Source organism: Halomonas sp. HK25, from assembly GCF_047795635.1.
Classification (GTDB): domain Bacteria; phylum Pseudomonadota; class Gammaproteobacteria; order Pseudomonadales; family Halomonadaceae; genus Halomonas.
The window spans coordinates 1-14778 of the sequence record NZ_CP181044.1 but is presented as its reverse complement, the minus strand read 5'-3'; the positions used below and the strand labels follow the sequence as shown (position 1 = coordinate 14778).

General features: G+C 66.0%; 13 protein-coding genes. All 13 read left to right on the top strand.

Going from position 1 to position 14778, the window contains the following annotated elements; translation table 11 throughout:
• Window positions 1-3: 3 nt before the first annotated feature.
• Complete coding sequence (dmpG, locus tag ACM26W_RS00065) at window positions 4-1038, top strand: 4-hydroxy-2-oxovalerate aldolase (protein ID WP_416138841.1); 1035 nt, start codon at window positions 4-6, stop codon at window positions 1036-1038.
• A 1-nt stretch (window position 1039) separates the two neighbouring features.
• Entirely contained in the window at window positions 1040-2344 is a 1305-nt protein-coding gene (locus ACM26W_RS00060) for a spinster family MFS transporter (protein ID WP_416138840.1), read from the top strand.
• 95 nt (window positions 2345-2439) lie between these two features.
• A complete protein-coding gene (locus ACM26W_RS00055; protein WP_416138839.1) occupies window positions 2440-3207 on the top strand; it encodes an SDR family oxidoreductase in 768 nt (255 codons plus the stop codon).
• 21 nt (window positions 3208-3228) lie between these two features.
• The gene (locus ACM26W_RS00050; protein WP_416138838.1) at window positions 3229-3897 is read left to right on the top strand and encodes a TetR family transcriptional regulator; all 669 of its coding nucleotides are present in this window, start codon (window positions 3229-3231) and stop codon (window positions 3895-3897) included.
• Window positions 3894-4646, top strand: coding sequence for an electron transfer flavoprotein subunit beta/FixA family protein (locus ACM26W_RS00045; protein ID WP_416138837.1), 753 nt, complete (start codon window positions 3894-3896; stop codon window positions 4644-4646). Before ACM26W_RS00050 ends, ACM26W_RS00045 begins: the two co-directional genes overlap by 4 nt.
• Complete coding sequence (locus ACM26W_RS00040) at window positions 4643-5569, top strand: electron transfer flavoprotein subunit alpha/FixB family protein (protein WP_416138836.1); 927 nt, start codon at window positions 4643-4645, stop codon at window positions 5567-5569. The genes ACM26W_RS00045 and ACM26W_RS00040 overlap by 4 nt, the downstream gene beginning before the upstream one ends.
• Before the next feature lie 27 nt (window positions 5570-5596).
• The gene (locus ACM26W_RS00035) at window positions 5597-7261 is read left to right on the top strand and encodes an electron transfer flavoprotein-ubiquinone oxidoreductase (protein WP_416138835.1); all 1665 of its coding nucleotides are present in this window, start codon (window positions 5597-5599) and stop codon (window positions 7259-7261) included.
• A gap of 42 nt (window positions 7262-7303) precedes the next feature.
• Window positions 7304-8491, top strand: a complete 1188-nt coding sequence (gene bktB, locus ACM26W_RS00030) for a beta-ketothiolase BktB (protein ID WP_416138834.1) — start codon at window positions 7304-7306, stop codon at window positions 8489-8491.
• Window positions 8492-8575: 84 nt separating this feature from the next.
• Window positions 8576-8827 carry an OadG family protein gene (locus ACM26W_RS00025; protein WP_416138832.1) on the top strand — a complete coding sequence of 84 codons (252 nt, stop codon included), beginning with the start codon at window positions 8576-8578 and terminating at the stop codon, window positions 8825-8827.
• Window positions 8828-8883: 56 nt separating this feature from the next.
• Entirely contained in the window at window positions 8884-10716 is a 1833-nt protein-coding gene (oadA, locus tag ACM26W_RS00020; protein WP_416138831.1) for a sodium-extruding oxaloacetate decarboxylase subunit alpha, read from the top strand.
• A gap of 11 nt (window positions 10717-10727) precedes the next feature.
• Window positions 10728-12050 carry a sodium ion-translocating decarboxylase subunit beta gene (locus ACM26W_RS00015; protein ID WP_416138830.1) on the top strand — a complete coding sequence of 441 codons (1323 nt, stop codon included), beginning with the start codon at window positions 10728-10730 and terminating at the stop codon, window positions 12048-12050.
• 502 nt (window positions 12051-12552) lie between these two features.
• Window positions 12553-13410 (top strand): tyrosine-type recombinase/integrase, encoded by an 858-nt coding sequence (locus ACM26W_RS00010; RefSeq protein WP_416138829.1) that lies wholly within the window; start codon window positions 12553-12555, stop codon window positions 13408-13410.
• A complete protein-coding gene (locus tag ACM26W_RS00005) occupies window positions 13403-14554 on the top strand; it encodes an IS91 family transposase (RefSeq protein ID WP_416138828.1) in 1152 nt (383 codons plus the stop codon). Before ACM26W_RS00010 ends, ACM26W_RS00005 begins: the two co-directional genes overlap by 8 nt.
• The last annotated feature ends 224 nt before the right edge of the window (window positions 14555-14778 follow it).

The following is a 14778-nucleotide window of genomic DNA, read 5'->3' as shown; positions in this document are numbered from 1 at the left end:
CCCATGAACCTGCAAGGCAAGAACGTCATCCTGCATGACATGTCGCTGCGTGACGGCATGCATGCAAAGCAGCACCAGATCACCCTGGACCAGATGGTGAATATCGCCACCGGCCTCGACCAGGCCGGCATTCCACTGATCGAGGTCACTCACGGCGACGGCCTGGGCGGCGCCTCGCTCAACTACGGTTTCCCCGCGCACAGCGACGAGGAGTACCTGCGCGCCGTGGTGCCGCGAATGACCCAGGCGCGAATCTCGGCGCTGCTGCTGCCGGGCATCGGCACTACCGACCACCTGCGCATGGCGCAGGACTGCGGCGTCACGACCCTGCGCATTGCGACTCACTGCACCGAGGCCGACGTCTCGGAGCAGCACATCGGCCTGGCCCGCAAGCAGGGCCTGGATACGGTCGGCTTTCTGATGATGGCGCACATGATCACGCCGGAGCAGCTGCTGGAACAGGCCAGGCTGATGGAGGCCTATGGCGCCAACTGCATCTACTGCACCGACTCGGCGGGCTACATGTTGCCCGACGACGTGACCGCCCGGATCGGCCTGCTGCGCGCCGAGCTGAGCCAGGAGACCGAGGTCGGCTTCCACGGCCACCACAACCTGGGCATGGGCATCGCCAACTCCCTGGCCGCCATCGAGGCCGGCGCCTCACGCATCGACGGCTCGGCGGCCGGCCTGGGCGCCGGCGCGGGCAACACGCCTCTGGAGGTCTTCGTGGCGGTGCTGGAGCGCATGGGAGTCAGCCATGGCGTGGACCTCTTCGCGCTGATGGATGTCGCCGAAGACCGGGTCGTGCCGCTAATGGACCAGCCGATCCGCGTCGACCGCGATGCGCTGACCCTGGGCTATGCCGGCGTCTACTCCTCCTTCCTGCTCTTCGCCCAGCGCGCCGAGAAGAAGTATGGCGTATCGGCCCGCGACATCCTGGTGGAGCTCGGTCGCCGCGGCACCGTCGGCGGCCAGGAGGACATGATCGAGGATACGGCCATCTCCATGGCACGCGAACGCCAGCGGCAGGCCAGCTAGGATGGCCATTCCGGTCGCCTGGCGGCGTCACGGCCTGCTGCTGCTGCTGACCCTGCTCTATGTTGATACCTTCATCGGCCGCCAGATCCTGGCGGTCATGATCGAACCCATCAAGGCGGAGTTCGGGGTCGGCGACACCGCCATGGGGCTGGTCACCGGTCTGGCCTTTGCACTGATCTATGCCAGCGTGGGGCTCTGGGCCGGGCGCCTCGCTGATCGCATGCCGCGCACGCGGCTGCTGGCAATCTGCGCCCTCTGCTGGGGTGTCGCCACCCTGCTGGGGGGCCTGGCCACCGGCTTTGTCGTCCTGGTGCTCGCCCGCATGCTGGTGGCCATCTTCGAGGCGCCGGTGACCGCCACCTCCCTGTCGCTGATCGCGGATCTCTACCCGCCCGAGCGGCGGGCGCTGGCGATCAGCTGCTTCACCTCAGCGCCCACCCTGGCGGCCATCGTCGCCATGAGCCTCGGCGCCTGGCTGGTCGGACTGCATGGCTGGCGTACCGCCTTCGTGCTGGTGGGCCTGCCCGCCATGGGGCTGGCCTTGGTCCTCGCCACCCTGGTGCGCGAGCCGCAGCGCGGCGCCCATGACGTTGCCTCGCGGCTGAGTCTGCCCCTCCAGGGGCTCCGGGCGAGCCTTGCCGATCTCTGGTCACGCCCCACCTACCGCCTGCTGATCATCACCAGTGCAGTCACCACCCTAGGCGCCAACGCCTACGGGATGTGGAACGCCACCTTCCTGGTACGCAGCCACGGCCTCAGCCTGCGCGAAGCGGGCATGCTGGCCGGCTTCATCGGCGGCGGCTCCGCCGCTATCGGCATGCTCTTCAGCGGTTGGCTGGCGGACCGCTTCAGCCACCACGGCCCCGCCTGGCAGCTTCGCCTGCCCCAGCTGGGCCACTTGCTCGGCATGCTGTGCATGCTGCTGTACCTGCTCTGGCCGCCTCAGACGCTGATCCAGCTGGGCCCGCTACCGGTGCCCACGGCAATGCTGTGGTGCGCCTTGAACGGATTTTTTGCCGTCTGGTGGGTGGGGCCTATCCTGAGCTACCTGACCCAGCTCGTGGACAGCTCGATCCGCAGTACCGCCCTGGCCTTCCAGACCATCGCGGTCACCCTGTTTGGCGTCGGCGTTGGCCCCCTGGCGGTCGGCACACTCAGCGACCTCCTCGCTCCACACGCCGGCAGCGAGTCGCTGCGCTACGCCCTGCTGCTCTGCTGCGTGATGCCGCTCGTTGCACTGCTGCTCACCGAGCGGGTGATACGGATCGTGCAGCCCGCCCCCGACAGGGCCCAGCGAATGGCCTAGTCCCGCTGGACGAGGACGCGCTTCACCCTGCACGACACACTTTCCCCATTACCCCTGAGTCATGGTCCATCACCCCCTGTTTCATGGAGAGCCCTATGCCCACTACCGTTGTCACCGGCTACGCCTCGGGAATCGGCCGCGCCATCCGTCAGGCCCTGGAAGACCAGGGCCACCGAGTCATCGGCATCGACCTGGAAGGCGGCGAGATTCAGGCCGACCTTTCCAAACCCGACGAGCGTCAGCGCGTCATCGACGAGCTGCACGACCGCTGCACGGATGGCCTGGACGGCCTGGTCTGCTGCGCCGGCGTCGGCGTGACTGCCCCGGACCCGGGCCTGATCGTCAGCGTGAACCATTTCGCTGTGGCCGCCCTGCTCGACGGGCTCCAGGACCTGCTGGCCAGGGGTCAGAATCCCGCCGCCCTGGTCATCGGCTCCGTCGCCGCCACCCACGTGCTGGGCAAGCCCCTCCCACTGCTGGACACCCTGCTCGGCGGCGACGAAGAGGCTGCCCTGGCCCAGGCCCGTGAGCTCGATCAGCCGTCAGCCGTCTACGCCGCCTCCAAGTGTGCCGTTACCCAGCAGGCACGGCGCCTGGCGCCGGCCTGGGGCAAGGCGGGCATTCGGCTCAACGTGGTGGCCCCCGGCGCCGTCGAGACCCCCCTGCATCAGGCCTCCAAGGAGGACCCCCGCTTCGGCAAGGCGGTCCGGGAGTTCGTCGCGCCCATGGGGCGCGCCGGCATTCCCGAGGAGATCGCCTCGCTGGTCGCCTTTCTTCAGTCGCCCATGGCCAGCTTCATCCATGGTGCGGTGATCCACGCCGACGGCGGCATGGATGCCATGACACGCCCGGATGCCTTCTGACAGATGTAAAAGGATGCGGCGATGGACCCGGACACCCGTAGCGATGCCTCCTGCACGAAAGCCCGCCTGCTGCGTTCTGCCCAAGAGGTATTTCTGGAAGAGGGCATCGCCCGCTCGACGCTCGAGAGCATTTCTCGCCGTGCCGGACTCACTCGCGGGGCCTTTTACTTTCATTTCAGAAACAAGGAGGCGCTGATCCGCGAGCTGCTCGAGAAAACGCGCCTGCCCTTCCAGCGGTATCTGGCGACCTATGAGCGCCTCAAGGCTGATGCCATGCCGCTGGAAGCCATCCGGCAGGCGTGCCGGGCCGGCCTGGAGGAGCTCGATATCGACAGCAACCGCCGTGCGCATCGCATCTTTATCCTGAACGGCAGCCACTGCGAGGGAGTGGATATCCACGCCTTCCATCTCCACTCCTCGGGACAGCTTCACCAGGCCCTGCTCGACGGTTTCCAGCGGGCAGCCAAACGGCAGCAGCTGTCCCCCTCAGTCTCGCCCGGGAGCGCTGCCGGCATCATGCAGAACCTGTTAACAGGACTCTACCGGCACTGGCTCATGACCAGGCCCACCAGTCCGATCAAGGAGGAAGGAATGCATATGGTTGAGACCATGCTATTTCTCGTGCGCGCACCAGATGCCTATCCCTGTCCGACAGTTCCATCTCCCAGCCTCAAAGAGGAGCAGTCATGAAAGTGCTCGTCGCGATCAAGCGCGTGCTTGATTACAACGTCAAGATCCGGGTCAAGCCGGATCACTCCGACGTCGACCTCACCAACGTCAAGATGGCCATGAACCCCTTCTGCGAGATCGCCGTGGAAGAGGCCGTGCGCCTCAAGGAGAAAGGCGTGGCCACCGAGGTGGTTGCCGTCACCATTGGCCCCAAGGCTGCCCAGGAGCAGCTGCGTACCGCCCTGGCGCTGGGTGCCGATCGCGCCATTCACGTCGAGACCGACGAACGCGTCGAGTCCCTGGGTGCGGCCAAGGCGCTGGCCAAGCTGGTCGAGGAGGAGCAGCCGGGCCTGGTGATTCTCGGCAAGCAGGCCATCGACACCGACAACAACCAGACCGGCCAGATGCTCGCCGCCCTGACCGGCCTGCCCCAGGGCACCTTCGCCTCCGAGGTGGCCGTGGACAGTGACAAGCTTCAGGTGACCCGCGAGATCGACGGCGGCCTGCAGACCATCCAGCTGACCCTGCCGGCCATCGTCACCACCGACCTGCGCCTCAACGAGCCGCGCTACGCCAAGCTGCCGGACATAATGAAGGCCAAGAAGAAGCCGATGGACGTCAAGTCCCCGGCGGATCTGGGCATCGAGGTGGCCTCGAAGGTCAAGCTGCTCAAGGTCGAGCCGCCGGCCGAGCGCCAGGGCGGCGTCAAGGTGGGCTCCGTGGACGAGCTGGTCAACAAACTCAAGAACGAAGCGAAGGTGGTCGCATGAGCATCCTGATCCTGGCCGAACATCACGATGGCGCCCTGGCCGGCGCCACCGCCCACGTGGTTGCGGCAGCCAAGGCGATCGGTGGCGATATCCACGTGCTGGTGGCAGGTAGCGGCGTCGGCGCCATCGCCGAAGCGGCGGCCAAACTCGATGGCGTGGACAAGGTGCGCGTGGCCGACCACGCCGCCTACGCCCACCTGCTGGCCGAGCCCACCGCGGCGCTGCTCAACGAGCTGGCCGGCGACTACACCCACCTGCTGGCGGCCGCCTCCACCACCGGCAAGAACGTGCTGCCGCGCGTCGCCGCGCTGCGCGACGTGGGGCAGATCTCCGAGATCATCGCCGTCGACGCCCCGGACACCTTCAAGCGCCCGATCTACGCCGGCAACGCCATCGCCACGGTGCAGAGCGAGGACGCCCTCAAGGTGATCACCGTGCGCACCACTGGTTTCGATGCGGTGGGTGAGAGCGGCAGCGCGCCGGTCGAAGCGGTCGACTTCGTGGCGGAGAACGCCCAGTCCACCTTCGTCAAGGAAGAGCTGGCCAAGTCCGACCGCCCCGAGCTGGGTGCGGCCAAGGTGGTGATCTCCGGTGGCCGCGGCATGGGCAACGGCGAGAACTTCACGCTGCTCGACGGCATCGCCGACAAGCTGGGGGCGGCCATCGGCGCCTCGCGCGCCGCGGTGGACGCCGGCTTCGTGCCCAACGATATGCAGGTGGGCCAGACCGGCAAGATCGTGGCTCCCGAGCTCTACATCGCCGTGGGCATCTCGGGGGCCATCCAACACCTGGCCGGCATGAAGGACTCCAAAGTGATCGTGGCGATCAACAAAGACGAGGAAGCGCCGATCTTCCAGGTGGCGGACTATGGCCTGGTCGCGGATCTCTTTGAGGCGCTGCCCGAACTCGAGCATAAGCTCTAATTTTTGCCGGTATTGAAGGAGGTTTTGGTGGAGCAGGTAGAACGCGACTCGATGGACTTCGATGTGGTCATCGTCGGCGCCGGGCCCTCTGGCCTCGCCGCGGCGTGTCGGCTGATGCAGCAGGCCAATGCCGCCGAGCAGGAGCTGACCGTGTGCGTGGTGGAGAAGGGCTCCGAGGTGGGCGCCCATATCCTCTCCGGCGCCGTCTTCGAGCCCCGCGCCCTGGCCGAGCTCTTCCCCGATTGGGAAGAGCGCGGCGCCCCGCTGACCACTCCGGCGACCCGCGACGAGCTCTACCTGCTCAAGGATGCCGAGAAGGCCCAGAAGCTGCCCAACGCCCTGGTGCCCAAGTCCATGCATAACACCGGCGGGGATCAGGCGCGCTATGTGATCAGCGCCGGCATTCTCTGCCGCTGGCTGGCCGAGCAGGCCGAGGGACTGGGGGTGGAGATCTTCCCCGGCTTCGCCGCCCAGGAGGCGATCGTCGAGGAGGGGGTGGTCAAGGGCATCCTGATCGGCGACATGGGCGTGGGCGCCGACGGCGAGCCCAAGGACAGCTACATGCCGGGCATGGAGCTGCGCGCCAAGTACACCCTGTTTGCCGAGGGCGCCCGCGGCCATATCGGCAAGCGCCTGATCCGGGAGTATGACCTCGACGCCGGCAAGGACCCCCAGCACTACGGCATCGGCCTCAAGGAGCTGTGGGACATCCCCGCCGAGCAGCACGAACCCGGCCTGGTGCTGCACGGCTCCGGCTGGCCGCTGGACAAGCACACCCACGGCGGCTGGTTCCTCTACCACGCCGAGAACCAGCAGGTGGTGGTCGGCCTGATCATGGATCTCTCCTACCAGAACCCCTGGCTGTCGCCCTTCGACGAGTTCCAGCGCATGAAGCACCACCCGGTGCTCAAGCAGCACCTGGAAGGCGGCAAGCGCATCGCCTACGGCGCCCGGGCCATCACCAAGGGGGGCCTCAACTGCCTGCCGAAGATGACCTTCCCGGGAGGCCTCTTGATCGGCTGTGACGCCGGCACCCTCAACTTCGCCAAGATCAAGGGCCTGCACACCGCCATGAAGTCGGGCCTGGTGGCCGCCGAGGCGGTCTTCGAGGCCATCGCCAAGGGCGACGAGGGTGGCCAGGAGCTCACCGCCTTCACCGAGAAGTGGGAGGCGAGCTGGGCCTACGCCGAGCTCAAGGAGAGCGCCAGCTTCGGCCCGGCGATCCACAAGTACGGCACCGTGGGCGGCGGCGCCTACAACTTCGTGAACCAGCTGCTCGGCGGCAAGCTGCCCAACGTCCACGACACCACCGCGGATCATGCCCAACTCAAGCCGGCCGGCGAGTTCGAGAAGATCGACTACCCCAGGCCCGACGGCAAGCTCTCCTTCGACAAGCTCTCCTCGGTGTTCCTGTCCAACACCAACCACGAGGAGGACCAGCCCTGTCACCTGAAGCTGGCCGACGCCGAGCTGCCGATCCGCGACAACCTGCCGGAATTCGCCGAGCCGGCCCAGCGCTACTGCCCGGCGGGGGTCTACGAGGTGATCGATGGGAACGACGGCAAGCCGCAGTTCCAGATCAACTTCCAGAACTGCGTGCACTGCAAGACCTGCGATATCAAGGACCCGGCCCAGAACATCACCTGGGTGGCACCTGAGGGCGGCGGCGGGCCCAACTATCCCAATATGTGATGGCCACTATCCTCACCCTTTCAGCATCCAGGAGTTAATTGCATGAGTAAACACGATGTCGTCATCGCCAGCGGGGCTCGCACAGCCATCGGTGCCTTTGGTGGGGCACTATCAGACATTTCCTTGGGCGACCTGACCGCAGCGGTTACTCGAGAAGCCGTCTCTCGGGCCGGTATCGAGCCTTCAGCGGTGGCACATGTGGTGTTTGGCAATGTCATCCATACCGAACCTCGGGATATGTACCTGGCCAGGGTTTCCGCCATCAATGCGGGGCTACCTGTTGAAACGCCGGCCCTCACCCTGAATCGCCTCTGCGGGAGTGGCTTGCAGGCGGTACTGACCGCCGCGTCCTATATCCAATCTGGCGAAGCAGCCTGCACTCTTGCCGGCGGTGGCGAATCCATGAGCCGAGCGCCCCACTGGCTGCCCGCCTCTCGCTGGGGGCAGCGGATGGGTGACATGCGGGCGATCGATGCCATGGTCGGCGCCCTCACCGACCCCTTCGACGGCTGCCACATGGGCGTGACGGCGGAAAATATCGCGGCGAAGTGGGGGATCTCCAGGGAGGCTCAGGACGCTTTCGCACTAGAAAGCCATCGCCGCGCCGTCGCCGCCCAGGCAGCGGGTCTCTTCCAGTCACAGATACTGCCCCTCGCACAGACGACGAAGAAAGGAGAGGTGATCTTCGATCAGGATGAGGGGCCACGCCGCCAACTCGATCCCGACCGGCTGGCTGCCATGCGGCCCGCTTTTCAGCGTGAACACGGGACCGTGACGGCTGGAAACGCCTCGACGCTCAATGATGGAGCGGCCGCCCTGGTGCTAATGGATCGTGAATATGCCGACGCGAATGGCCACTCCTATGCGGCACGACTTGTTGCTGGAGCCGTAGTGGGCGTCGACCCCAAGTACATGGGTATCGGCCCAGTACCCGCGATCGAGGCGCTGCTGTCAAAGGCCGGCGTCGCCAAGCAGGAGATCGACCTCTGGGAGCTTAACGAGGCTTTTGCCTCTCAAGCCCTCGCGGTCGTAAAGGATCTCGATATCGACCCTGCCAAGGTCAACCCCAATGGAAGCGGCATCTCCCTTGGCCATCCCATCGGCGCCACCGGCGCCATTCTTGTGGTCAAGGCAACCCATGAGCTGGCCCGCTCCGGCGGCCGCTATGCCGTAGTCAGTATGTGTATCGGCGGCGGCCAGGGTATCGCGGCTCTACTCGAGCGCTGCTAAGGAACTCGCCATCTCATTAGGTGTTGAGAGACAGACCGGGGCAACCCGGCTGTCTAGGTTTCTGGAATTTCCGAGTCTGGGCTTATGCATAACACCGAATTTTTGGAAGAAGGCCTGGCCCTGATGGCCCTCGGCATGGGGTTTGTTTTTGTTTTTCTTACCGTACTGGTGATCGTGACCACCCTGATGTCGCTGGTGCTCCGGCGCTTCGTCCCCGAGCCGCCAGCGCCCGCCGCGACGCCCGCCCGCTCCCCGGCGCCCGCCCAGCAGGATGACGAGCTGATGGCGGTGATCGGTGCCGCCCTGCATCGCTACCGTCAGCGCCATCGCCGCTGACGCCGGCTTCCCCGCTTTCCCGACTCCCCCTTCACTATTACGACAAGGTCAAGCCAATGACTGACAACGCTCGCCCGCTCGGTATCACCGACGTCGTCCTGCGTGACGCCCACCAGTCGCTGTTCGCCACCCGCCTACGCCTCGATGACATGCTGCCCATCGCCGAGAAGCTCGACCGCGTCGGCTTCTGGTCGCTCGAATCCTGGGGTGGGGCCACCTTCGACGCCTGTATCCGCTACCTGGGCGAGGATCCCTGGGAGCGGATACGGGCGTTGAAGGCGGCCATGCCCAATACCCCCCAGCAGATGCTGCTGCGCGGACAGAACCTGCTCGGCTACCGCCACTACGGCGACGACGTGGTGGACAAGTTCGTCGAGCGCGCCAAGACCAACGGCGTCGATGTATTCCGCGTCTTCGATGCCATGAACGACCCGCGCAACCTGGAGCGCGCCATCCAGGCGGTGCGCAACGTCGAGGGTCACGCCCAGGGCACCCTCTCCTACACGGTGAGCCCGGTGCATACCCTGGACGGCTGGGTCGAGCTCGGCAAGACCATCGCCGCCATGGGTGCCGACTCCCTGTGCATCAAGGACATGGCCGGCCTGCTCAAGCCCTACGACGCCTTTGAGCTGGTCACCAAGCTCAAGGCCGCGGTGGACATCCCCATCCACATGCAGTGCCACGCCACCACCGGCATGTCCACCGCCACCGCCCTCAAGGCCGCCGAGGCCGGCATCGACAACGTCGACACCGCCATCTCCTCGATGTCGATGACCTACGGCCACAGCCCCACCGAGTCGGTGGTGGCCATCCTCCAGGGCACCGAGCGCGACACCGGCCTGGACCTCGAGCTGCTCGAGGAGATCGCCGCCTACTTCCGCGAGGTGCGCAAGAAGTATGCGGCCTTCGAGGGCTCACTGAAGGGCATCGACTCGCGCATCCTGATCGCCCAGGTGCCGGGCGGCATGCTCACCAACATGGAGGGCCAGCTCAAGGAGCAGGGCGCCGGCGACAAGCTCGACGACGTGCTCAAGGAGATCCCGCGGGTGCGCGAGGACCTGGGCTTCATCCCGCTGGTCACGCCCACCTCGCAGATCGTCGGCACCCAGGCGGTGATGAACGTGATGATGGGCGAGCGCTACACGTCGATCTCCAAGGAGGTCCAGGCGCTGCTCAAGGGCGAGTATGGCGCCGCGCCGGCCCCGTTCAACAAGGAGCTGCAGGCCCGGGTGCTGGAGGGCGGTGAGCCCATCACCTGTCGACCCGCCGACCGGCTCGAGCCCGAGATGGACACCCTCGCCGCCGAGCTCAAGCAGAAGGCCAAGGCCGACGGCATCCGCCTGGCCGAGGGCGAGCGCGAGATCGATGACGTGCTCACCTATGCGCTGTTCCCGCAGATCGGCCTGAAGTTCCTCAAGAACCGCGACAACCCCGACGCCTTCGAGCCGGCGCCCCAGGCGCCAGGCAAGGACGACGCCAGCGCCAAGCTGCCGGCGAAGGCGTCTGCCCAGGTGCCGGCCACCCAGGGCGCGGCACCCGCCGGCCCCGAGACCTACACCGTCACCGTCAACGGCAAGGCCTACGTGGTCGAGGTCGCCGAGGGCGGCGAGATCGCCGACGTCCAGGCCCAGGGCGGTGGGTCCCAGCCGGCGGCTGCCGCCGAGGCCCCGGCCGCCACCGGCGAGGTCATCAGTGCGCCGCTGGCCGGTAACATCTTCAAGGTCAACGTGCGCCCGGGCGACGCGGTCAAGGAAGGCGACGTGGTGATCATCCTCGAGGCCATGAAGATGGAGACCGAGGTTCGCGCCGCGAGCGCCGGTACCGTCTCTGCGGTCAAGGTCGGCGAGGGCGACAGCGTCGCCGTCGGTGACGTCCTCATCGAGCTCTGAGGGCCCTGATCATGGAAAATCTGCTGACACTCTGGGAGGGCTCGGGCGCCTACAACCTGACCCTCGGCCAGACGGTGATGATCGCGGTGGGGCTGTTGCTGCTCTACCTGGCCATCGCCAAGAAATTCGAGCCGCTGCTGCTGGTGCCGATCGGCTTCGGCGGCATCCTGGCCAATATCCCCGAGGCGGGCCTGGCGATCTCGGCGCTGGACCAGGCCATCGAGATGGCGCGCCCCGCGGTGCTTCATCAGATGGCCTCGGCGCTGGGCGCGACCCTGGACCCGCTGGCCGGCCAGGAGGCGTGGCGGGCCACCCTCAAGGCGCTGGTCGACAACGGCGCCTCGCCGGACCAGCTGCGCGCCGCCAAGGACGTGGCGATGAACGTCGGCTACGGTGACGGCCTGCTCTATACCTTCTATGCGATGGCCGTGGCGTCGGGGGTCGCGCCGCTGATCATCTTCATGGGCGTGGGCGCGATGACCGACTTCGGGCCGCTGCTGGCCAATCCGCGCACCCTCTTCCTGGGTGCCGCCGCGCAGTTCGGCATCTTCGCGACCCTGTTCGGGGCGGTGGGCCTGTCGGCGATGGGCTGGATGGACTTCACCCTGGAGCAGGCCGCCGCCATCGGCATCATCGGCGGTGCCGACGGGCCCACCTCGATCTACGTGTCGAGCATGCTGGCCCCGGAGCTGTTGGGGGCGATCGCCGTGGCCGCCTACGCCTACATGGCGCTGGTGCCGATGATCCAGCCGCCGATCATGCGGCTGCTGACCAGCAAGAAGGAGCGCGAGATCACCATGACCCAGCTGCGCCCAGTGTCGAAGCTCGAGAAGATCGTCTTCCCGCTGGCCCTGCTGGTGCTGGTGGCGCTGTTCCTGCCGGATGCCGCGCCGCTGCTGGGGATGTTCTGCTTCGGCAACCTGATGCGCGAGTGTGGCGTGGTCGAGCGGCTGACCGACACCGCCCAGAATGCCCTGATCAATATCGTCACCATCGTGCTGGGCCTGGCCGTGGGCTCCAAGCTGATGGCCGAGAGCTTCCTGGCCCTGGAGACGCTCGGCATCATGGCGCTGGGCATGGTGGCCTTCGCCATCGGCACCGCCGCCGGCATCCTCATGGCCAAGCTGATGAACGTGATGAGCAAGATGCCGATCAACCCGCTGATCGGTGCCGCCGGGGTCTCCGCGGTGCCGATGGCAGCCAGGGTGGCCAACAAGGTCGGCCTGGAGTCCAACCCGCACAACTTCCTGCTGATGCACGCCATGGGGCCCAATGTGGCCGGCGTGATCGGCTCGGCGGTGGCCGCGGGGGTGATGATCAAGTACCTGGCCTGAGGCTCACGAGTACCTCATGCAAACGGCGCCCCGCGGGGCGCCGTTTGCGTGGGGGCGTCGGCACTGCTAACAAAGTGCTGCTAACAAAGTGCTGCTAACAAAGCGTTGCTAACAAAGCGCTGCTAACAAAGCGCTGCTAACAAAGCGCTGCTAACAAAGCGCTGCTAACAAAGCGCTGCTAACAAAGCGCTGCTAACAAAGCGCTGCTAACAAAGCATTGCTAACAAAGCATTGCTACGCAGGGCATGCTAAAAAGCATAACCAAAAAATAGAACTTATTTAAAATTAGTCGCTTACGCAACAATTTCGTCGCTCGCCCCGACCAAAGTTTCAGCTTTCCGGAGACTATTCACCTCACTCCCCAAGCCCAGCAAACTTAAATGCAACATAATATTAGTTGAACTAAACCGCTTCGCGGTAGCTGTCGCCGAATCCTGTCTTTCGACTCATCGAACCACACTGTTCATTGACCCACTTGGGTCAATGAACAGGAGTGACGACGATGACTGCCTTGCGACAGACGATGATCGAGGCCATGCGGCAGCATGGCTTCGCGCAACGCACCCACACTACCTACTTGACGGTGATCACGGACCTGGCGCGCTATTTCCACCGTCCGCCGGACACCTTGAGCAGCGACGACCTGCAACGCTTCTTCAATCATCTGGTCCAGGAGCGCGGCTTGTCCGCCGCCAGCTGCCGCGTCTACTTGCACGGCGTGCGGTTCCTCTACTTGCAGGTGTTGCACTGGCCGTCGGTTGAGGTATCGCCGGTGGTGCCGAAGACACCGCAGCGAATTCCAGAACTGCTGACCCGCGACGACGTCCGGCGGATCCTGGCCGCCTGCCACAACGCCAAGCATCGCATGATGCTCGAACTGTGCTACGGCTGCGGACTGCGCGTCAGCGAGGTCTGCCACCTGCGGGTCAGTGACATCGACAGCCAGCGTGGCCAGCTGCGTGTCGCCCAGGGCAAGGGCGCGAAGGATCGCATGGTCCTGCTATCGGCGACCCTGCTCGATCGCTTGCGCGATTACTGGCGTGCCTACCGGCCGACGACATGGCTATTCCCGAGCGCGCTGTTTCCGGATCGCGCGCTGCACCCGAGCGCACCGCAGAAGGCCTTTACCCAGGCCAAGCGCTTGGCCGGGGTCGAGCGGGTCGGTGGCATCCACAGCCTGCGCCATGCCTATGCCACGCATGTCCTGGAACAGGGCATGCCCGTCCATCAGCTCCAACGGCTGTTGGGCCACCGCAGCATCCAGTCGACGATGCGCTACCTGCACTGGCTGCCGGGCCAGCAAGGGGCGAGTCAGGGTCCCATCGACCTGGTGGCCGGCCTGGAGGTGGGCCATGACTGAGTCCGCCACCCTTCAACAGGCCCTGACCCGCTTTCTCAACCCGGCCGGCCTCGATCGCCAGCGCCAACGCGTGTGCCGCCATCTGCTCGCCTGTCGCACCGAAGCGATGGGCGGGACGGTCTTGCAGTGCTCGGACTGCGACCACACCCAGCCGCATTACTTCGGCTGTCGCGATCGCCACTGCCCGCAGTGCCAGGGTCGCGCCATGCATCAGTGGGCCGAGCGTCAGCAGGCCAACATCCTGCCCGTGCGCTATTACCACGTCGTGTTCACCCTGCCGCACAGTCTCAACGGCTGGGTCCAGCTTCACCCCGAGGTGATCTATCGGCGGCTGTTCCAGAGCGCCTGGCAGACCCTTCACACCTTCGGTCGCGATCCCAAGCGTCTCGGCGGCGAGATGGGCATGAGTGCGGTGCTCCATACCTGGGGCCAGAACCTGAGCCAGCATGTGCACCTGCACTGTCTGGTTCCCGGCGGTGCGCTGGGCGACGATGGCATCTGGCGAGAGGCGCGCAGCCACTACCTGTTTCCGGTCCGGGCCCTGTCGCGCCACTTCCGCGGGCACCTGGTCAGTGGCCTGCGCCAAGCCGCTACTGGCGGCGAACTCCACCGGGTCACCCGGCCCGGCGACGTCGATGACCAGCTCAACGCCCTGATGGCGACGGAGTGGGTGATCTACAGCAAGGACTGTCTCGACCACACCGAGACGGTGGTGCGCTACCTGGCGCGCTACACACGCCGGATCGCCATCAGCAACGCCCGCCTCCTCGCCGTGGACGACCACCAGGTGACCCTGCGCTACAAGGACTATCGCGACCGCGACCGACACAAGTCGCTCGTCCTCGATGGCGAGGAATTCGTGCGCCGCTTCCTGCTCCACGTCCTGCCCAAGGGGCTGATGCGGGTCCGTCACTACGGCTTTCTGGCCAATCGCTGCCGGCAACGACGCCTGGCACAGATCCGCCAAGCGCTGGCGGTAGCTGAGACGGCGCCGGATGCCGATACGGCCCCTAGCGACAAGGCGCCGACCTACACCTGCCCGCACTGCGGGCGACCGACGCTGCGGGTGATCGGGACCCTCGCGCCTCGGCGACCCACGCTCGGCCGACCACCCAACCACAAGGGGCAACGCTATCGAGCATGAAGTAACGCCAGACACACCACAGAGCCGGTCAGACAACGGACTCGGCGATCCGGCCCGCTTGCGGGCCGCGGCGTCGCTCGTCCCGATGATGGCTTTTGACCAGCCGGCGCGTTACGTTGGAAAAAATTGGGCGAGTAGAAGACCGGGATCATGACCAAAGAGACTGCCCGAACGCGTCACAACAGATCCGTGCGCAGGCGATCTGATGCGTCAGGCCGCCCCCC

Excerpts from the sequence above, each read along its gene's own strand:
- dmpG (WP_416138841.1), top strand. The coding sequence starts at position 4 with ATGAACCTGCAAGGCAAGAACGTCATCCTGCATGACATGTCGCTGCGT.
- ACM26W_RS00060 (WP_416138840.1), top strand. The coding sequence starts at position 1,040 with ATGGCCATTCCGGTCGCCTGGCGGCGTCACGGCCTGCTGCTGCTGCTG.
- ACM26W_RS00055 (WP_416138839.1), top strand. The coding sequence starts at position 2,440 with ATGCCCACTACCGTTGTCACCGGCTACGCCTCGGGAATCGGCCGCGCC.
- ACM26W_RS00050 (WP_416138838.1), top strand. The coding sequence starts at position 3,229 with ATGGACCCGGACACCCGTAGCGATGCCTCCTGCACGAAAGCCCGCCTG.
- ACM26W_RS00045 (WP_416138837.1), top strand. The coding sequence starts at position 3,894 with ATGAAAGTGCTCGTCGCGATCAAGCGCGTGCTTGATTACAACGTCAAG.
- ACM26W_RS00040 (WP_416138836.1), top strand. The coding sequence starts at position 4,643 with ATGAGCATCCTGATCCTGGCCGAACATCACGATGGCGCCCTGGCCGGC.
- bktB (WP_416138834.1), top strand. The coding sequence starts at position 7,304 with ATGAGTAAACACGATGTCGTCATCGCCAGCGGGGCTCGCACAGCCATC.
- ACM26W_RS00025 (WP_416138832.1), top strand. The coding sequence starts at position 8,576 with ATGCATAACACCGAATTTTTGGAAGAAGGCCTGGCCCTGATGGCCCTC.
- oadA (WP_416138831.1), top strand. The coding sequence starts at position 8,884 with ATGACTGACAACGCTCGCCCGCTCGGTATCACCGACGTCGTCCTGCGT.
- ACM26W_RS00015 (WP_416138830.1), top strand. The coding sequence starts at position 10,728 with ATGGAAAATCTGCTGACACTCTGGGAGGGCTCGGGCGCCTACAACCTG.
- ACM26W_RS00010 (WP_416138829.1), top strand. The coding sequence starts at position 12,553 with ATGACTGCCTTGCGACAGACGATGATCGAGGCCATGCGGCAGCATGGC.
- ACM26W_RS00005 (WP_416138828.1), top strand. The coding sequence starts at position 13,403 with ATGACTGAGTCCGCCACCCTTCAACAGGCCCTGACCCGCTTTCTCAAC.